Below are 16,242 nucleotides of genomic sequence, written 5' to 3'. Positions count from 1 at the left end.
GTTATTGGATCTGACCAGGGTCAGAACCGGCATCACTGTCCCCGAATTCGGGGTAAGTTAATGGCATGAGCCGTATACGTGGTCCGTATGTACGGTTCTGTGAGAGGGATGAGGCGGAGACGCCTCACCCTACTCGCTATTGTGGGCGGGTTCGATAAACTGACAATAGTTGACTAAGGTGCTGGGACAAAGATTTGCCGCCGATGGTAAAAAATTGCCGGGGCGGTGGTTGAAAAGGGTGGAGTAAGACCACACCTAATGTAGTGAACGCAACAGAAGCCACTCAAGGAGAAGATAGCATGGCACATACCCTTCCTGAACTGCCGTACGCTTACGATGCTCTCGAGCCGAACATCGACGCGATGACGATGGAAATTCACCACTCTCGCCACCACAACACCTACGTCACCAACCTGAACGGTGCGCTGGAAGGCACCGGTCTAGAAGACGTTCCGGTGGAAGAGCTGGTGGCGAACTTGGATCGCGTACCCGAAGAGAAGCGTCAAGCCGTTATCAACAACGGTGGCGGCCACGCTAATCACTCCATGTTTTGGCAAATGATGTCACCCAACGGTGGCGGACAGCCGCATGGCGACGTGGCTAAAGCCATCGACGCAGAGCTGGGCGGTTTTGATGCATTCAAAGACGCCTTCAAAAAAGCCGCGCTGGGCCGTTTCGGCAGCGGCTGGGCGTGGTTGTCCGTCACGCCTGAGAAAAAGCTGGTCGTCGAAAATACCCTCAACCAAGATAGCCCGTTGATGCACGGCAACACGCCCGTACTCGGTCTGGATGTTTGGGAGCACGCTTACTACCTGAAGTTCCAGAACAAGCGTCCAGACTACGTGGATGCTTTCTTCAACGTGGTGAACTGGGAAGATGTCGAGCGCCGTTACCAAGCCGCCATCGCCTAATACTCACGCCCTGTGAGGGCGGTGTCAGCTACTGACACCGCTGGAAAACCGCTCCCTATCAGGGAGCGGTTTTTTTTGTCTCTGGGTATAGCGCTGGGCATGAGCTGTCCATAACCTGTGGATGAAAAAATACCATATATGCTGAAATTGATTTTCTCTTAGTCTATATATAGTATGCGTGGTGACTTTTAGAGGGGTAGAGCAAGCACTGCGCACTACCTGAAAATTGCCGCTATGAAAAGGGGAAATAGCCATGGAAATCCAAATTTATAGCAAGCCTGCCTGTGTACAGTGTACTGCCACCTATCGCGCGCTGGATAAGCAAGGCCTTGAGTACACCGTCATCGACATTACCGCCGAAACGGGTGCTCAAGCAGAAGTCGAAGCGCTGGGTTACCGCCAGCTGCCTGTCGTGGTCGTCGGTGAAGAGCACTGGTCGGGCTTCCGTCCGGACCGCATCCAAGCGTTGGCGTAATCGTCACCCATGCACGCTGCTGACGTGGAAGCCGAGCAGGCAGGTACGCTGGTCTATTTTTCCACCAAGTCAGGCAACACCCATCGCTTTATTGAAAAGCTTGGTTTAAGTGCACAGCGGCTGCCGTTACATCGTGAAGCCCCGACGCTACGCATTGAGCAGCCCTACATATTGGTTACCCCCACCTACGGAGGTGGCTCGGCCAATGGGGCTGTGCCAAAGCAGGTTATTCGGTTTTTAAATGACGAGCACAACCGACACCTCTTACGAGGTGTCATTGCTGCTGGTAATACTAATTTTGGTGACGCATACGCTTTGGCGGGGCGAATCATTGCCCAAAAGTGCCAAGTGCCGCTGCTTTATCGTTTTGAATTGTTTGGTACCGATGACGATGTCGCCAAGGTCCGCAAAGGAGTAGAAGAGTTTTGGAAACGTCAAGCTCAGTCTCTAAGAACGTAGCTGCAAAAAACTCGGCAGATCAACGCCCTGCTGCGGGAGCCACCGAGGCGCGCACGCTGGATTACCATGCGCTGAATGCGATGTTGAACCTGTACGGTGCCAACGGCGAACTGCAGTTGGATAAAGACCGCGAAGCGGCGCGCCAGTACTTCTTGCAGCACGTCAATCAGAACACCGTGTTCTTCCACTCCTTGGAAGAGAAGTTGGACTACCTGGTGGAAGAGCAGTACTACGAAGCCGACGTGCTGGCGCAGTACAGCTTTACGTTTGTCAAAGCGCTGTTCGAGCAGGCGTATGCGTACAAATTCCGCTTCCCGAGCTTCTTGGGTGCGTTCAAGTACTACACCAGCTACACGCTCAAAACCTTCGACGGCAAACGTTATCTCGAGCGGTATGAAGACCGGGTTTGCATGGTGGCGCTCACGCTAGCGCGTGGCGATGAAGCGTTGGCCAAGTCGCTAGTCGACGAGATCATCAGCGGCCGTTTCCAGCCTGCGACGCCCACCTTCCTAAACTGTGGTAAGCGCCAGCGAGGCGAGCTGGTCTCTTGCTTCTTGCTGCGTATCGAAGACAATATGGAGTCCATCGGGCGTTCCATCAACTCCGCGCTGCAGCTCTCCAAGCGTGGCGGCGGCGTGGCCTTCCTGCTCAGCAACATTCGCGAATCCGGCGCGCCGATCAAGCGTATCGAGAACCAGTCGTCGGGCATCATTCCGATCATGAAACTGCTGGAAGACGCGTTCTCCTACGCCAATCAGCTAGGTGCGCGTCAAGGTGCCGGAGCGGTCTATCTCAACGCCCACCACCCGGACATTCTGCGCTTTTTGGACACCAAGCGTGAAAACGCGGACGAAAAAATCCGCATCAAAACGCTGTCGCTGGGCGTGACCATTCCCGATATCACGTTCGAGCTGGCCAAGCGCAACGACGACATGTACCTCTTCTCGCCCTACGATGTCGAGCGCGTCTACGGCGTGCCGTTTGGCGATATCAGTGTGACCGAGAAGTACCATGAAATGGTGGCCGACGCGCGTATTCGCAAGCACAAGATCAATGCTCGCGCCTTCTTCCAAACCCTGGCCGAGCTGCAGTTCGAGTCTGGCTACCCGTATATCATGTTCGAAGATACGGTCAACCGCGCCAACCCGATTGCAGGCCGTATCAACATGAGTAACCTGTGCTCCGAGATTCTGCAGGTCAACACGCCGACCGAGTACGACGACGACTTGGGCTACCGTCAGGTAGGACAAGATATCTCTTGTAACCTCGGCTCGATGAACATCGCCAAGGTGATGGATTCCGGTGATATCGGCACCAGCGTCGAGATCGCCATTCGCGGTCTGACCGCCGTGTCTGAAATGAGTAATCTGCGCAGCGTTCCCTCCATCGCCGAGGGTAATGCCAAATCGCGCGCCATCGGTCTTGGCCAGATGAACCTGCATGGCTTCCTGGCTCGCGAGCATATTTATTACGGCTCAGAAGAAGGGTTGGACTTCACGAACCTGTACTTCTACTGCGTTGCCTTCCATGCCATTCGTGCGTCGAACCAGTTGGCCATCGAACACGGTGAGACCTTTGCCGGGTTCGCAGACTCTACCTATGCATCGGGTACGTTCTTCGATAAGTACACCGACCAGGCGTGGCTGCCGCGTACCGAGAAAGTCCGTCAGCTTTTCGAGCGCAGCGGTATTGCATTGCCCACGCAAGACGATTGGCAAGCGCTGAAAGCCTCGGTGATGGCGCACGGCCTATACAACCGTAACCTTCAAGCGGTACCGCCGACTGGTTCTATCTCGTACATCAACCACTCCACCTCCAGCATTCACCCGGTGGCGGCGAAGATCGAGATCCGTAAAGAGGGCAAGCTGGGTCGCGTTTACTACCCAGCGCCATTCTTGAACGAAGCGAATTTCGATTACTTCCAGGATGCTTACGAAATCGGTCCTGAAAAAATTATCGATACCTACGCGGAGGCGTCCAAGCACGTTGACCAAGGCCTCTCGTTGACGCTGTTCTTCCCGGATACAGCCACCACGCGGGATATCAACAAGGCGCAAATTTACGCATGGCGTAAAGGTATTAAGACGCTTTACTACATTCGCTTACGCCAAAGTGCGCTTGAGGGCACCGAGGTAGAGGGTTGCGTCTCCTGTACGCTGTAACCTCGGATACGCTTTTAAGAAGATGTTTGTGAGAGAACTCTGATGACGATGATGCAACGTTTGTCGCGAGTGAATGCGATTAACTGGAACCGCCTTCAAGACGATAAAGACCTTGAGGTATGGAACCGTCTGACCAGTAACTTCTGGTTGCCGGAAAAAGTGCCGCTCTCTAATGATATTCAGTCGTGGAACACGCTGACGCAGCAAGAGAAGCAGCTTACTATCCGCGTATTTACGGGTCTGACGCTGCTGGACACCATTCAAAGCAGCGTGGGTGCGCCTGTGCTGATGGAAGATGCCCGCACTCCTCATGAAGAAGCGGTATACACCAATATCGCCTTTATGGAATCTGTGCATGCGCGCTCCTACAGCTCGATTTTCTCGACGCTGTGTGCAACGCGTGATGTAGACGACGCGTTCCGCTGGAGTGAGGAGAATCCGACGCTACAGATGAAGTCGGAGCTCATCCTGAAGCGCTACCGCTCCGACGATCCGCTGATGCGCAAGGTGGCGAGCGTTTTCCTGGAGTCGTTCCTGTTCTACTCCGGCTTCTACTTGCCCATGTACTGGTCCAGTCATGCCAAGCTGACCAACACGGCCGACCTGATTCGTTTGATCATTCGCGATGAAGCGGTGCATGGTTACTACGTGGGCTACAAATTCCAGCAGGCGCTGGCAGAAGAGACGCCCGAGCGACAGCAGGAAGTCAAAGATTACGCTTACGAGCTGCTGCTGGAGCTTTACGACAACGAAGTTCGCTACACCGAGTCGCTGTATGATGAAGTGGGTCTGTCGGAAGATGTGAAGAAATTCCTTCACTACAACGCCAACAAAGCCCTGATGAACTTGGGCTTTGAGCCGCTGTTCCCCAGCAGCGTGACGGACGTTGACCCGACGATCATGGCCGCACTGTCACCCAGCGCGGATGAGAACCACGACTTCTTCTCAGGGTCTGGCTCTTCCTATGTCATTGGTAAAGCGGTCGCCACAGAAGACGACGACTGGGCGTTTTAAGCACTGCTGTCGTTACGTTCTCTACGGGAGCTTATGGCTCCCGTTTTTTATGCGCGCAACTCCCGCCAGACTGTTGGTGGATGTTAATGATAAATATTGTCATTTATTCTATTAGTGTTACGCTATGCACTGCACGCGTTAAACGCAAATCGTTCTTATACCTAATGAGTTTTAGCGCGCCGTTCGTGAGGGCGCGTTAAGCAGTGACGGAGACATAACGTGCTGAAAAGGCCTTTCTTTGCCTTGCGTGGGTGTTGGCTAGCAGGAGTGCTGGTCAGCGGTACGCTAATGGCAAGTGATGAGACAATGGATCAAGCGGCCCAAAGTGTCGAGGCCCAGCAAACCCAGTCTGAACTGCAGCAGCAAATTGACAGCGCGGATGAAGCTACGCGTTCCGCCATTGAAGAGCTGCGCCGCCTAGAGCGGGAAACCCGCCAGATGGAAACTACTAACGCAACGCTCAGTAGCCGCCTGGCTAGCGAAGCCGAGCGCCAGCAGCGATTAAGCCAAGCGCTTGATACGTTAAGCGATACCCGTGATGCGCTGCCCATGATTGAGCAGGACATGGCCGAGCAGCTAACCCGTTGGATCGAGTCAGATCTACCTTTCTTAACCGATGAACGCCTCGCCCGGGTGGAATCCGCCGGTAATCCCGAGGCAGGCAGCGCTGAACGCATTGCCAGCTTGCTCGAAGCCTGGCGCGCTGAGCTGGCCTATGGCCGTGAAGTGGATAGTTGGCGAGGCCGGTTGGTGATGGAGGGAGCGTCGCCAAGAGAGGTGGAGTACCTGCGCATTGGCCGTATTGGCTTTTACTACCTGACGCCCGATGGTCGCGAAGGTGGCGTATGGGATAAAGAGAGCGGTGAATGGCTGGCGTTAGACGAACCCGCTCGCCGTCAGGTACGCAACGGCCTGCGCATCGTTAATGATCAGCGCACGCCGGAGCTTCTGCAACTACCACTTTCTATTACTGCCAATGACCAAGGGGGCCAGCCATGAGTCTATTCTCTCGCCCAAAAGCATGGCTTTGCCTAACGTTACTGGTTGGCACATTAACGAGCAGCGCTGCCATGGCCCAAAGCGATGAACTTGGGTCGCTAAGGGAGGCCCGAGAGGCTGCCCAAGCGCGTGATCAGGCGCGGCTGCAGTCATTCTTAGAAGATCAAGATGGCCTGGAAGCCGCCTTGGAGGAAGCACGCGCTGCCCATGAGGCGGCTGAAGAAGAGCAGGCAGCCCTTGAAGCGCAGCAGGATGAGCAAAGCGAGCAGGCCCAAGCGCTTGCCCAGCGGCAAGAGGAGCAGGGAGAAGCGTTAACCTCATTGCTAGCAGATCTTGCCCGTCACAGTGAAGAAATTCGCAATGAGCTAGGCGGCGATAGCTGGCTAACGCTAGAGGCAGATGCGCTGCCGCCGCGCCTTAATGATGTCGACGTTCTGGAGCGCTCACAAATTGAGGCCGTGGTAGATAGCCTGGCAACGCTCACTGTGAATACCGGTCGTGCCGAGCGTCTCGAGCTGCCGGTGGCGGATGCAAGCGGCGACATAGAGTCACATAGCGTCGTGCGGCTGGGTGATTTTGCTGCCTTTACCGAGTCTGCGCTGCTTAGAAAGGGGCAAGACGAAGAGAGCAGCCTCGCCGAAGTGCCGCGCACGCCAACAGCGGTCAGCGACCTGTTAGCGGCTTACCACCAGGGCGAGAGCCGTGAATTTGCCATTGACCCCACGCAAGGCAGTGTTCTGGAAGCGTTGGCGCAACAGCCCACGCTCTGGGAGCGCTTTCAGCAAGGGGGCTACGTCGGTTACGTCGTTGTCGTGCTCGGTGGTATCGGGCTGCTGGTGGCGTTAGCTCAGTATATTTACCTACTGACGGTGAGTGCGCGTGTGCGCCGCCAGCGCCAAAACTTGGATCAGCCAAGCAAAGATAATCCGCTTGGCCGCGTGTTAGAACGCTTTAAAGAGATGGATAAGCACCAAACGCCAGAAGCGCTCGAAGCGAGGCTAGATGAGGCGGTGCTGGCCGAGTTGCCGAAGATTGAGCGTGGTCAGCCTATCGTTAAATTACTGGCCGCCATTGCACCTCTGCTGGGGCTACTGGGTACCGTGACAGGCATGATCGTGACCTTCCAAGCCATTACGGTATTTGGTACCGGCGACCCGCAGCTAATGGCTGGCGGTATCAGCCAGGCGTTGGTGACCACTGTACTGGGCTTGGTAACCGCTGTGCCGCTGCTGTTTGCCCAAACGGCACTCTCTAGTCGCAGCCGTTTTATTACTCAGGTGATTGAAGGCGAAGCCAGCGCCACGTTGGCCGACCATCTGGAAGCGCAGTTCACTCTTTCTGGGCAAACGGTGAACTAGCATGCCGACCTTACCCCTTTGGCTAGAGCCAGTAGAGCGGCTGTTAGAGGCGGGCGGCGCTGTGCTAGTCGTGCTTGCGCTGGTGGCGGTGGTGGTGTTCGCCATGGCGATTGAGCGCTGGTGGTACTACCGTATCAGTTGGCGGCGCGCGCGCCATGAACTGGTTCGTCGCTGGGCAGCCCGAAGCGACCACCGCAGTTGGAGTGCGCGTACGCTACGTCATGTATGGAGTGCGGCCTTGGTAGCCAAGCTTCGCCGCCCACTGCCCTGGATCAAACTGCTGGTGGTGCTCTGTCCGCTATTGGGGCTGTTGGGCACCGTCACCGGTATGATCGCCGTTTTTGATAGCCTTTCGATGAGTGATACCCACCAAGCCAGGGCCATGGCCGATGGCGTTGCCCGGGCAACGCTGCCTACCTTAACGGGAATGGCCATTGCGGTAGTGGGTATGCTGTTTATTAGCCGTTTAGAGCACGTTATCCGTCGCGAAGACCAGCGTTTGCATGACCGCTTAGCGCGTGCCTTGGAGGAGAGTGATGCGTAGACGCCGTTCTATAGAGGCTGCCGACGACAGCAATGAGGTGAACTTAACGCCGATGCTGGATGTGGTGTTCATTATGCTGATCTTCTTTATCGTCACGACCAGCTTTATCAAGGAGAGCGGGGTGGAGATTGACCGCCCCGAAGCGTCGGCGGCCACACCCCGCCCCGATGCTCAGGTGCTGATTGCTGTCACGCCGGAAGGAGCGGTATGGGTAGATGGCCAGCCGGTAGATCTACATCGTGTTGGCCAGCAGGTGGCCGGAATGCTCAGTGGTGAAGGGTCGGTGGTTATTCAAGCCGATCGAGAGTCCGCCACGGGTGTGCTGATTGAGGTTATGGATCGTCTCCAGCAGGCAGGGGTCGAGCAGGTCGCCGTGGCAGCGAGCCGGAGCGCGCCATGATGCGTCATGCGTTGTCGATGCTAGGCGGTATTGCCCTGGCCGTTGGACTCTTCTGGATGCTGGCGCTGCTGGTGGCACCACCTGAACAGCAAGTCGATGAGCCCATTATGACGATGTCCATGACCATGGTGGAAGCACCGGAGGTGGCGCCCGAACAGGAGGCACCGCCTCCCGCGCCTGCGCAAGCAGCACCCGCGCCTCCGCCCATGCCGACTCCCGCGCCTGCACCAGTGGCCACCAGTACGATTGCGTTACCCGAGGTAGAGCTGCCTGACGCGCCGGTAGAGCCCGTCGAGTTGGAAAGCGAGCTGCCCGAGCTGACCGAGGCTCAGCCCAAACCCACACCGCGGCCACAGCCAGCTCCTGAACCTGCGCCGGAACCCTCGCCCGAGCCAGCAGAAACGGCAGCGCCATCCCCTGAGCCCGCCGCTGCCCAGCGCGACGCAGCACCGGCCGCTGAGCCTGCGCCCTCCAATGAACCGGTGAGCGTTGGGCAGGTGGCGCCGACGAATCGCGTTAATCCGTCGTATCCACCCCGTGCTCAGCGTCGTGGCATGGAGGGGTTTGTGGAGGTGGAGTTCGTCATTCAGCGTAACGGTAGTGTCGACGGTAGCTCTATTCGGGTGACCAATGCCCAGCCTCGTCGGGTCTTCGAAGACGCCGCCCGCGAAGCGATTGCGCGTTGGCAGTTCGAACCCAGCCAGCAGCTACGTCGCGCCACCCAGCGTATTGAGTTCCAGTTAAGGTAGCGGTGACATGTCTCGTAGAGAAAAATCGCCAAGCAGGCCAGTGAACGATATTAGCCGGGGGAAGGGGATGCAGCGTTGGGTCGCCATCATGTTACTGAGCGCTATGAGCGCTACTGCCGTGGCCAATGAGCCGCTGCCCGGTGACATTATTCAAGACCTGAACGGGTTGCAAAGCCAGTTAGCAAGCCAAGCAAGCGGTTCGGCAGATCCAGAGGTGTTAAGCCGTATTATTAGCCATGCGCGTTCCCAGTCTGAGCGGCTGGCTGGCGGTAACCGAGCTGACCAGTGGGCCAGCGCGCTTTATCACCAGTTAGCGGCAAGCGCCCTTGTGCGCCAGGGGGAAAACCTTGCGGCCGCCGATGAATTGGCCAGCGCTCGCCAACGCCCGAGCGTTCCCGATAGCCAGGTACGCCGCTGGCTGCGCGATGAGGCGTTGCTGCGCCGTGCAGCCGGAGAGCGTGATGAGGCCATTGCTCTGTTCGAACAGTGGTTGTCAGAGTCCTCGGGCAATGAGCGTTACGCAGAAACGGCGTGGCTGTTGGTGCGAATGCTGGCCGAAGAGGAGCGCTGGGAGGCTGCGTTAGAGTGGCTGGTGCCGCTGCTAGAGCAAGGGGATCTCAGCGCTGAACAACAAACGCTCACGAATGTTGTGCTACGTCACACAGGAGAGAATGAGCAGGCGCTAAGTTGGCTGTTGAAGGGCTTAAGCGCCGAGAGCGAAGCCGATGCATGGCGTCAGGCAGCCGGGCTTGCCCAGCAGGCAGGCCAGTTGGGCGTAGCAGCCGCCGTCTGGGAGGCGGCGTGGCAGTTAGGCAAGCTCTCGACCCCAGATGAGCGCCTTACTCTTATCCAGCTTCATCTAGCAGGCGGGACCCCCGCTCGTGCCGCGGAGCATTTAGAGGCAGCGCTTGAGGCAGGCGAGCTTCCTAGCAACGAAGAGACGTTGCGCTTGCGAGCGACGGCCTGGCAGCAGGCGAAACATATTGATAATGCCTTGGGCGCTTGGCAAGCGCTCGCTGAAGTAACGCAATCAGCCGATGACTGGCGCCTGCTGGGTCAACTTGCTTATGGGTGGGGGAGAAATGAGCAAGCAGAGGCGGCGCTTACAACCGCTGCTAATCTTGGGGATAGCCAAGCGGAAGAGTGGCTGGCCAATTTTCGTTGATAAGAAAAGCCCCTTCGCTAAACAAGGGGCAGGCTGTTTTCTTGTTACTGAATTTTCTTGCTAATTGCTTCACATACTACTGAGTAACAGGGAGCGTTAATGTAAAGTCGCTCCAGGTTGGGGCGTGGTCGGAGGGGCGCTCCATACCGCGTAGCGGGTAATCGATGCCTGCGCCTGTCACACACTCGGCCAAAGGCTTTGAGACGAGAATGTAGTCGATACGCAGGCCGCGCTTTGGCTCTCGATCAAACCCTTTAGAACGGTAGTCAAACCAACTGAACCACTCGCTGTTATTAGGGTGGCACAGCCGGTAGCTGTCGCTAAGCCCCCACGCTTTAATGCCTTCCAGCCACTCACGCTCAATGGGCTGGAAGCTGGTTTTACCTTCGCGTAGCCAGCGTTTACGGTTGGCTTCGCCAATGCCTATATCCTGGTCTTCCGGTGAGATATTAAAATCACCCATGACCGCCAGCCGCTCTTCAGGAGCATGCTGGGTATTAAGCAGGTGTGCGAGCTGTTGATAAAAGCGTGCTTTGTGCGGAAACTTGGTGGGGTGATCAATGCTCTCGCCTTGCGGAAAGTAGCCGTTCCACACAGTGACCGCTTCGCCATCGTCGGCGAGAAGCTTGACGCCAATCATGCGGCGCTGCGCATCCTCTTCATCATCAGGAAAGCCGTAAAACACCGCCTGCGGCTGTTGGCGGCACAGTAACGCAACGCCGTAATGCCCTTTCTGGCCATAATAGAAGACGTGATAGCCCATGGCTTCTACGTCAGCCACGGGGAATTCACTATCCTGCACTTTGGTTTCTTGTAGGCCAATGACATCAGGTTGTTGAGTGTCGATCAGCGCTTGAAGCTGATGTAGCCGTGCCCGAATGCCATTGATATTAAACGACACCAAACGCATTACGAAGGGTCTCCTGATGAGTTGTCGCCCCCTTTGTCAGGGTGAATCGCAATCGGCTGACCGCTTTGCTGGCGCGCTAGTTTACGCACGGCTTGTAGTTTGCGCTGCTGCTGCTTTTTAGCCACAAAGCGGCGCGATGAGGTCACCTGCTCAGGGTTCTCATGGCGCCACTTTTTATAATCTTTGCGGCGACCAGTGCGGATAGTCACTTTATCCGCTAATGAACGAGTCTTTTTCTTACGCGTCATGTCGCGCTCCTTGGGTTAATGTATGCCTCATTCTAACAGGCAAGCGTGCTCCTTCGACAGCAGGGCGCGCTCTTATCGCCAACCCCTGGTACAATGCGCACTTCGTGATGCCTAACCTCCACAGCAATGGACAGATACACAGCCTATGAGCGAGTCGGAACAGACCACAGCATCGGCCCAGAACCGCAAGCCTAAACGTCGTCGTCGGAAACCGCGTCGTCGTCAGTCGAACTGGGATCTTCGTCAGTTTCAGGTGCCCGCCGTTGCCGGCAAGTGGCGCTTCCATGACTTTGATCTGCCGCTGCCCTTGATGCGCGCTATTCATGCCCAAGGGTTTGAGTACTGCACGCCCATTCAGGCGGAAGCACTGCGCCACACGCTGTTAGGTGGCGATATTGTCGGTAAAGCGCAAACGGGCACCGGGAAAACCGCCGCCTTTTTGATCTCCGTGTTGGCCTATTTTCTCGAAGAGCCCACACCGGAGGGCCAAAAGCCGGGGGCTCCCCGCGCGCTGATCATCGCGCCGACCCGTGAGCTGGCGCTGCAAATCGAGAAAGACGCCAAGGCGCTTGCGCGCTTTACTCAGCTTAATGTCGCCAGTGTCGTCGGCGGCATGGATTATCAAAAACAGCGCGATAGCCTGAGCAAGAAGATCGATATCCTGGTCGCCACGCCTGGACGCCTGCTGGACTTCCATCAGAAGCGTGATATCGACCTCTCTGAAACCGAAGTGCTGGTGCTCGACGAAGCGGATCGTATGCTCTCCATGGGGTTCATCCCCGACGTGAAGCGCATTGTTCGCTACACGCCGAAAAAAGAGGAGCGCCAAACGTTCCTGTTCTCGGCCACTTTCACCGACGATATTCTCAATCTGGCGAGCCAATGGACGCTTGATCCGGCGCATGTCGAGATCGAAGTGACCGTTGAGAATCAGGCGGATATCGACCAGCGTGTCTATCTTGTCTCCGATGACGATAAGCAGCGGCTGCTGGTGAAGCTACTGGAGCAGGAGAGCTTTGAGCGCGTCATGGTCTTCGGTAACCGCCGTGATTTGGTGCGCAAGCTTGACGATCTGCTGAAAAAAGCGGGTGTCAGCGCGGCTATGCTGTCCGGCGATGTGCCTCAAAACCAGCGTATTAAAACGCTGGAAAGCTTCCGCGAGGGAGAGATTCAGGTGCTGGTCGCCACCGATGTCGCGGGTCGCGGTATCCATATTGAAGACGTCAGTCACGTTATCAACTACACGCTGCCAGAAGACCCTGAAGATTACGTCCACCGTATTGGCCGTACTGGCCGCGCGGGCGCCAAAGGGGTCTCCATCAGCTTTGTTGGTGAAGAAGACGCCTTCTCACTGCCAGAGATTGAGCGCTACATTAACGGTAAGCTGCCCTGCGAACATCCGCCGGAAGGCATGCTGTAACGGGCATGCTGGATAACGCGCTTAAAAACGATATTCAGCAAGCCTACCGTAACGTGGTGGAAAAGCTAGGGCTGACACCACGCTACGGGCAGCGCTTAATGATTGCTGAAATCGCCCGCACCCTAGGTGATATCGAGTGCGACAGCGAGGGAAAGCGCGTTAGCGATAGCCACGTTTGCGTGCTGGAAGCCGGTACCGGCACGGGCAAGACGCTGGCTTATCTCATTGCGGGGCTGCCTATAGCCAAGGCACAAGGCAAACGGCTCATTGTCTCCACGGCCACCGTTGCCCTTCAAGAGCAAGTGTTGAATCAAGACCTGCCGTCGCTGGCTAGCCATAGCGGTGTTGCCTTTCGCTATGCGCTAGCGAAAGGTCGCGGCCGTTACGTCTGCGTGGCGCGGCTGGATCAAGCGCTGGAGGGTAGTGAGCCCAACCCAACCCTTTCGCTGTTCGAGCAATCCCTTCAAGCTGATAGCAGCGACTTTAACGTACTGGCCACCGATATGGCGGAGGCCTACGGTAAAGGCGAGTGGGAAGGCGATCGCGATACCTGGCCGGTGTCTATCGAAGACAGCCACTGGCGTCAGCTGACGGTGGATCATCGCCAGTGCACCGGTCGCCGTTGCGGGCATTTTGGTGCCTGCGCCTTTTTCCGCTCTCGTCGAGAGTTGGAAAATGCGGATGTTATCGTTGCTAACCACGACCTCGTGCTGGCGGATCTTGCCCTTGGGGGTGGTGCGATTCTGCCAGATCCTGCCGACTGCATCTTTATTTTCGATGAAGGTCACCACCTGCCGGATAAGGCGCTGTCCCATTTCGCCCACCGCTTTGCGGTGCACGGCTGTCTGCGCTGGCTAAAAACCCTGAAAAGTAGTTTGACGGATTTGAACCAGGGCCTGGCGGTACAGCCCACCATTGCTCGCTTACTGGCAGGGCTGCCTGAGCTGCTGCATAGCTTGGAGCCTGCGCTGGGTGACGTGTTTAGCATGGGGCATCAGCTGGCAGGGCGTGAAAATGGTCTGGCAGATGAAGAGGCGACCCATCAGCAGCGTTTTGAAAAAGGCCAAGTGCCCGAGGCGCTGCGCGAACAGGCGCAGCAGCTGCTAGTCATGTTTGCCACCCTGTCGAGAAGTCTAGAAAGCATTAGCGATATTCTGCGCGAAAGCCTGGACCCGGATAAACAGACCGGCCTGGACCGTGACCAGGCGGAAACGTGGCTGCCTCTAATAGCGTTGCTCCATGGTCGCGCCCTGGAGGCTCATGCGCTGTGGCAAGCGTTTAGTGAACAGGATGCCGCCAATGCGCCACCCAGCGCACGGTGGATAACGCTCAGTCGTGTGGCGGGCGAACCAGAGATTGAGTTCTCAGCAAGCCCGGTTTCTGCAGCGCACACGCTTGCCAAGCACCTATGGGGGCGCTGCCACGGGGCGGTTGTCACTTCGGCAACGCTCACGGCGCTTGGCCGTTTTGAGCGCCTGCAGGAGCGGGCTGGTTTAGCTAACCGCTACCGTTATCAGGCGCTTCCTAGCCCGTTTGATTACGCCAATGCGGTTCTGCGGGTGCCCGCAGAGGCAACGGACCCCAGTGACCGGGATGCCCATGAGAACGCCATTGTGCGCTTTGTGTCGCAGCTAGGTGAGGAGGAGGCGGTACTGGTGCTGTTTTCCTCTCGCGCTCAGCTACGTGCGGTGGAAAAGGCTCTGCCTGCTGCGGCAAAAGAGCGCATCTTGGCGCAAGACGCGCTGCCCAAACGAGAACTCATCGAGCGACACAGAGCGGCGGTGGATAGCGGTAAGGGCAGCGTGATTTTCGGCTTAGCTAGCTTTGCCGAGGGTATCGATTTGCCGGGGGATTATCTCACCCACGTGGTGATTACCCGGCTGCCGTTTGCGGTGCCGGATGACCCTGTTGGGGCAACGCTTGCCGAATGGATCGAGAGCCAGGGCGGTAACCCGTTTATGCGCATTAGCGTACCGGATGCTTCGATTAAACTGGTGCAGGCGTGTGGTCGTTTAATCCGTAAAGAGAACGATCGGGGAGTCATTACGCTGCTGGATCGGCGGGTGATTACGCGCCGCTATGGCCAGGCGCTATTAGATGCGTTGCCGCCTTTCAGGCGCGATATACAGGCATAGGTGATAGGGGCGTTAGGTTCTGGCAATAAAAAACGCCCGCTAAGCAGCGCTCAGCGGGACGTTTTTGAGAGCGGTGGCTCGTTACGCGATGCGTTTCGCCAGTACCGATGCTAGTTTCTCGTTCATACGGGTGAACGTTTCCACTGTGGTGTCCCAGTCGATGCAGGCATCGGTGATCGATACGCCGTACTGCAGCTGGCTTAAGTCTGCAGGCACTTTTTGATTGCCCCAGCCAATGTTGGATTCCACCATCAGGCCGATAATCGAGGTATTGCCTTCGAGAATCTGGTTGGTCACGTTTTCCAGTACCAGTGGCTGCAGCGCGGCATCTTTATTCGAGTTTGCGTGTGAGCAGTCGATCATGATGTTGGCAGAGAGATTAGATTTTTTAAGCTCTTTCTCTGCCAGGGCAACACTCACGCTATCATAGTTGGGCTTACCATTGCCGCCGCGCAGGACCACGTGGCCATAGGCGTTGCCGCGGGTGCGGATAATCGCCACTTGGCCTGCCTGGTTGATGCCCAGGAAGTTGTGCGGGTTAGCGACAGATTGCAGTGCGTTAATCGCCACATCCAGACTACCATCGGTGCCGTTTTTAAAGCCAACCGGGCAGGAGAGGCCGGAGGCCATTTCACGGTGAGTCTGTGACTCGGTGGTGCGGGCACCAATGGCTGACCAACTAATGCAGTCCTGCAGGTACTGCGGAGAGATGGGGTCAAGCGCTTCAGTAGCTAGCGGCAGACCCATTTCGGCTAAATCGACCAGCAGTTTGCGGGCAATGTGCAGGCCTTCGTCAATTTCGAAAGAGTCGTTCAGGTGCGGGTCGTTAATTAACCCTTTCCAGCCCACGGTCGTCCGCGGCTTTTCGAAATAGACACGCATCACGATATAGAGGCTGTCGCTCACTTGATCAGCCAGAGTGCGCAGGCGGCGGGCATAATCAAGCGCTGCTTCAACGTCGTGAATAGAGCAGGGGCCAACGACCACGAGCAAACGCGGATCTTTGCCATCTAGAATGTTTTGGATGGTCTGACGGCCTTCGATAACCGAACGCTCGGCGCTTTCCGTTAAGGGGATAGCGTTTTTCAGTGCTTCTGGGGTGGTAAGAACATCCTGTGCAAGGACGTTAAGGTTACTAACCTGTTGATCTGACATCTTGCTACCTGTGCGTTCGCGATGGGCTAAAAGTGGCCACTACTATGGCGCGTCACGGTGGTAAAAATCAATTGTTACGGAACTTTGCATTAAGGAAAAATGTCAGCCTCAGGGTTTTAACTAGAGGGGGCAAGCGCT

General features: G+C 56.7%; 16 protein-coding genes. 13 read left to right on the top strand and 3 right to left on the bottom strand.

Going from position 1 to position 16,242, the window contains the following annotated elements:
* Window positions 1–299 precede the first annotated feature (299 nt).
* The 11 genes from AC13CY_RS10655 to AC13CY_RS10605 all read left to right on the top strand — a co-directional run bounded on the left by AC13CY_RS10655 (window position 300) and on the right by AC13CY_RS10605 (window position 10,236).
* Complete coding sequence (locus AC13CY_RS10655) at window positions 300–911, top strand: superoxide dismutase (RefSeq protein ID WP_044630796.1); 612 nt, start codon at window positions 300–302, stop codon at window positions 909–911.
* A 253-nt stretch (window positions 912–1,164) separates the two neighbouring features.
* Window positions 1,165–1,386: a glutaredoxin-like protein NrdH gene (gene nrdH / locus AC13CY_RS10650; protein ID WP_044630795.1), complete on the top strand. Its 222-nt coding sequence runs from the start codon at window positions 1,165–1,167 to the stop codon at window positions 1,384–1,386.
* Between the two features lie 9 nt (window positions 1,387–1,395).
* Window positions 1,396–1,845, top strand: coding sequence for a class Ib ribonucleoside-diphosphate reductase assembly flavoprotein NrdI (nrdI, locus tag AC13CY_RS10645; protein ID WP_044630794.1), 450 nt, complete (start codon window positions 1,396–1,398; stop codon window positions 1,843–1,845).
* Window positions 1,812–4,007, top strand: a complete 2,196-nt coding sequence (nrdE, locus tag AC13CY_RS10640; RefSeq protein ID WP_074210486.1) for a class 1b ribonucleoside-diphosphate reductase subunit alpha — start codon at window positions 1,812–1,814, stop codon at window positions 4,005–4,007. Before nrdI ends, nrdE begins: the two co-directional genes overlap by 34 nt.
* Before the next feature lie 42 nt (window positions 4,008–4,049).
* Window positions 4,050–5,021 (top strand): class 1b ribonucleoside-diphosphate reductase subunit beta, encoded by a 972-nt coding sequence (gene nrdF, locus AC13CY_RS10635; protein WP_044630793.1) that lies wholly within the window; start codon window positions 4,050–4,052, stop codon window positions 5,019–5,021.
* Window positions 5,022–5,240: 219 nt separating this feature from the next.
* On the top strand, window positions 5,241–6,020 hold the full coding sequence (locus tag AC13CY_RS10630) for a DUF3450 domain-containing protein (RefSeq protein WP_054641773.1): 780 nt from the start codon (window positions 5,241–5,243) through the stop codon (window positions 6,018–6,020).
* The gene (locus AC13CY_RS10625; RefSeq protein ID WP_054644950.1) at window positions 6,017–7,378 is read left to right on the top strand and encodes a MotA/TolQ/ExbB proton channel family protein; all 1,362 of its coding nucleotides are present in this window, start codon (window positions 6,017–6,019) and stop codon (window positions 7,376–7,378) included. Before AC13CY_RS10630 ends, AC13CY_RS10625 begins: the two co-directional genes overlap by 4 nt.
* Before the next feature lies 1 nt (window position 7,379).
* Window positions 7,380–7,922, top strand: coding sequence for a MotA/TolQ/ExbB proton channel family protein (locus AC13CY_RS10620; RefSeq protein WP_044628391.1), 543 nt, complete (start codon window positions 7,380–7,382; stop codon window positions 7,920–7,922).
* A complete protein-coding gene (locus AC13CY_RS10615) occupies window positions 7,915–8,322 on the top strand; it encodes an ExbD/TolR family protein (protein WP_286701842.1) in 408 nt (135 codons plus the stop codon). The genes AC13CY_RS10620 and AC13CY_RS10615 overlap by 8 nt, the downstream gene beginning before the upstream one ends.
* The gene (locus AC13CY_RS10610; protein WP_062375136.1) at window positions 8,319–9,071 is read left to right on the top strand and encodes an energy transducer TonB; all 753 of its coding nucleotides are present in this window, start codon (window positions 8,319–8,321) and stop codon (window positions 9,069–9,071) included. The genes AC13CY_RS10615 and AC13CY_RS10610 overlap by 4 nt, the downstream gene beginning before the upstream one ends.
* A gap of 7 nt (window positions 9,072–9,078) precedes the next feature.
* Window positions 9,079–10,236: a hypothetical protein gene (locus AC13CY_RS10605; protein ID WP_353848595.1), complete on the top strand. Its 1,158-nt coding sequence runs from the start codon at window positions 9,079–9,081 to the stop codon at window positions 10,234–10,236.
* Window positions 10,237–10,312: 76 nt separating this feature from the next.
* On the opposite strand, the gene xthA is transcribed toward AC13CY_RS10605, so the two are convergent.
* Together xthA and AC13CY_RS10595 are read right to left on the bottom strand one after the other, a co-directional pair.
* On the bottom strand, window positions 10,313–11,146 hold the full coding sequence (xthA, locus tag AC13CY_RS10600; RefSeq protein WP_054644951.1) for an exodeoxyribonuclease III: 834 nt from the start codon (window positions 11,144–11,146) through the stop codon (window positions 10,313–10,315).
* The gene (locus AC13CY_RS10595; RefSeq protein ID WP_044628386.1) at window positions 11,146–11,394 is read right to left on the bottom strand and encodes a hypothetical protein; all 249 of its coding nucleotides are present in this window, start codon (window positions 11,392–11,394) and stop codon (window positions 11,146–11,148) included. Before AC13CY_RS10595 ends, xthA begins: the two co-directional genes overlap by 1 nt.
* Window positions 11,395–11,539: 145 nt before the next feature.
* On the opposite strand from AC13CY_RS10595, the gene rhlB reads away from it, so the two are divergent.
* Together rhlB and dinG are read left to right on the top strand one after the other, a co-directional pair.
* Window positions 11,540–12,814 (top strand): ATP-dependent RNA helicase RhlB, encoded by a 1,275-nt coding sequence (gene rhlB, locus AC13CY_RS10590; protein WP_044628385.1) that lies wholly within the window; start codon window positions 11,540–11,542, stop codon window positions 12,812–12,814.
* A gap of 5 nt (window positions 12,815–12,819) precedes the next feature.
* Window positions 12,820–14,949: an ATP-dependent DNA helicase DinG gene (gene dinG, locus AC13CY_RS10585; protein ID WP_089674573.1), complete on the top strand. Its 2,130-nt coding sequence runs from the start codon at window positions 12,820–12,822 to the stop codon at window positions 14,947–14,949.
* Window positions 14,950–15,030: 81 nt separating this feature from the next.
* Here the strand turns inward: dinG and AC13CY_RS10580 are convergent, their stop codons facing one another.
* Window positions 15,031–16,104 (bottom strand): 3-deoxy-7-phosphoheptulonate synthase, encoded by a 1,074-nt coding sequence (locus AC13CY_RS10580; protein ID WP_044628383.1) that lies wholly within the window; start codon window positions 16,102–16,104, stop codon window positions 15,031–15,033.
* Between the last annotated feature and the right edge of the window lie 138 nt (window positions 16,105–16,242).

This window comes from Vreelandella sp. L-15 (assembly GCF_056857635.1).
The sequence above is the reverse complement of the archived record's forward strand: the minus strand, read 5'-3'. Positions and strand labels throughout refer to the sequence as shown.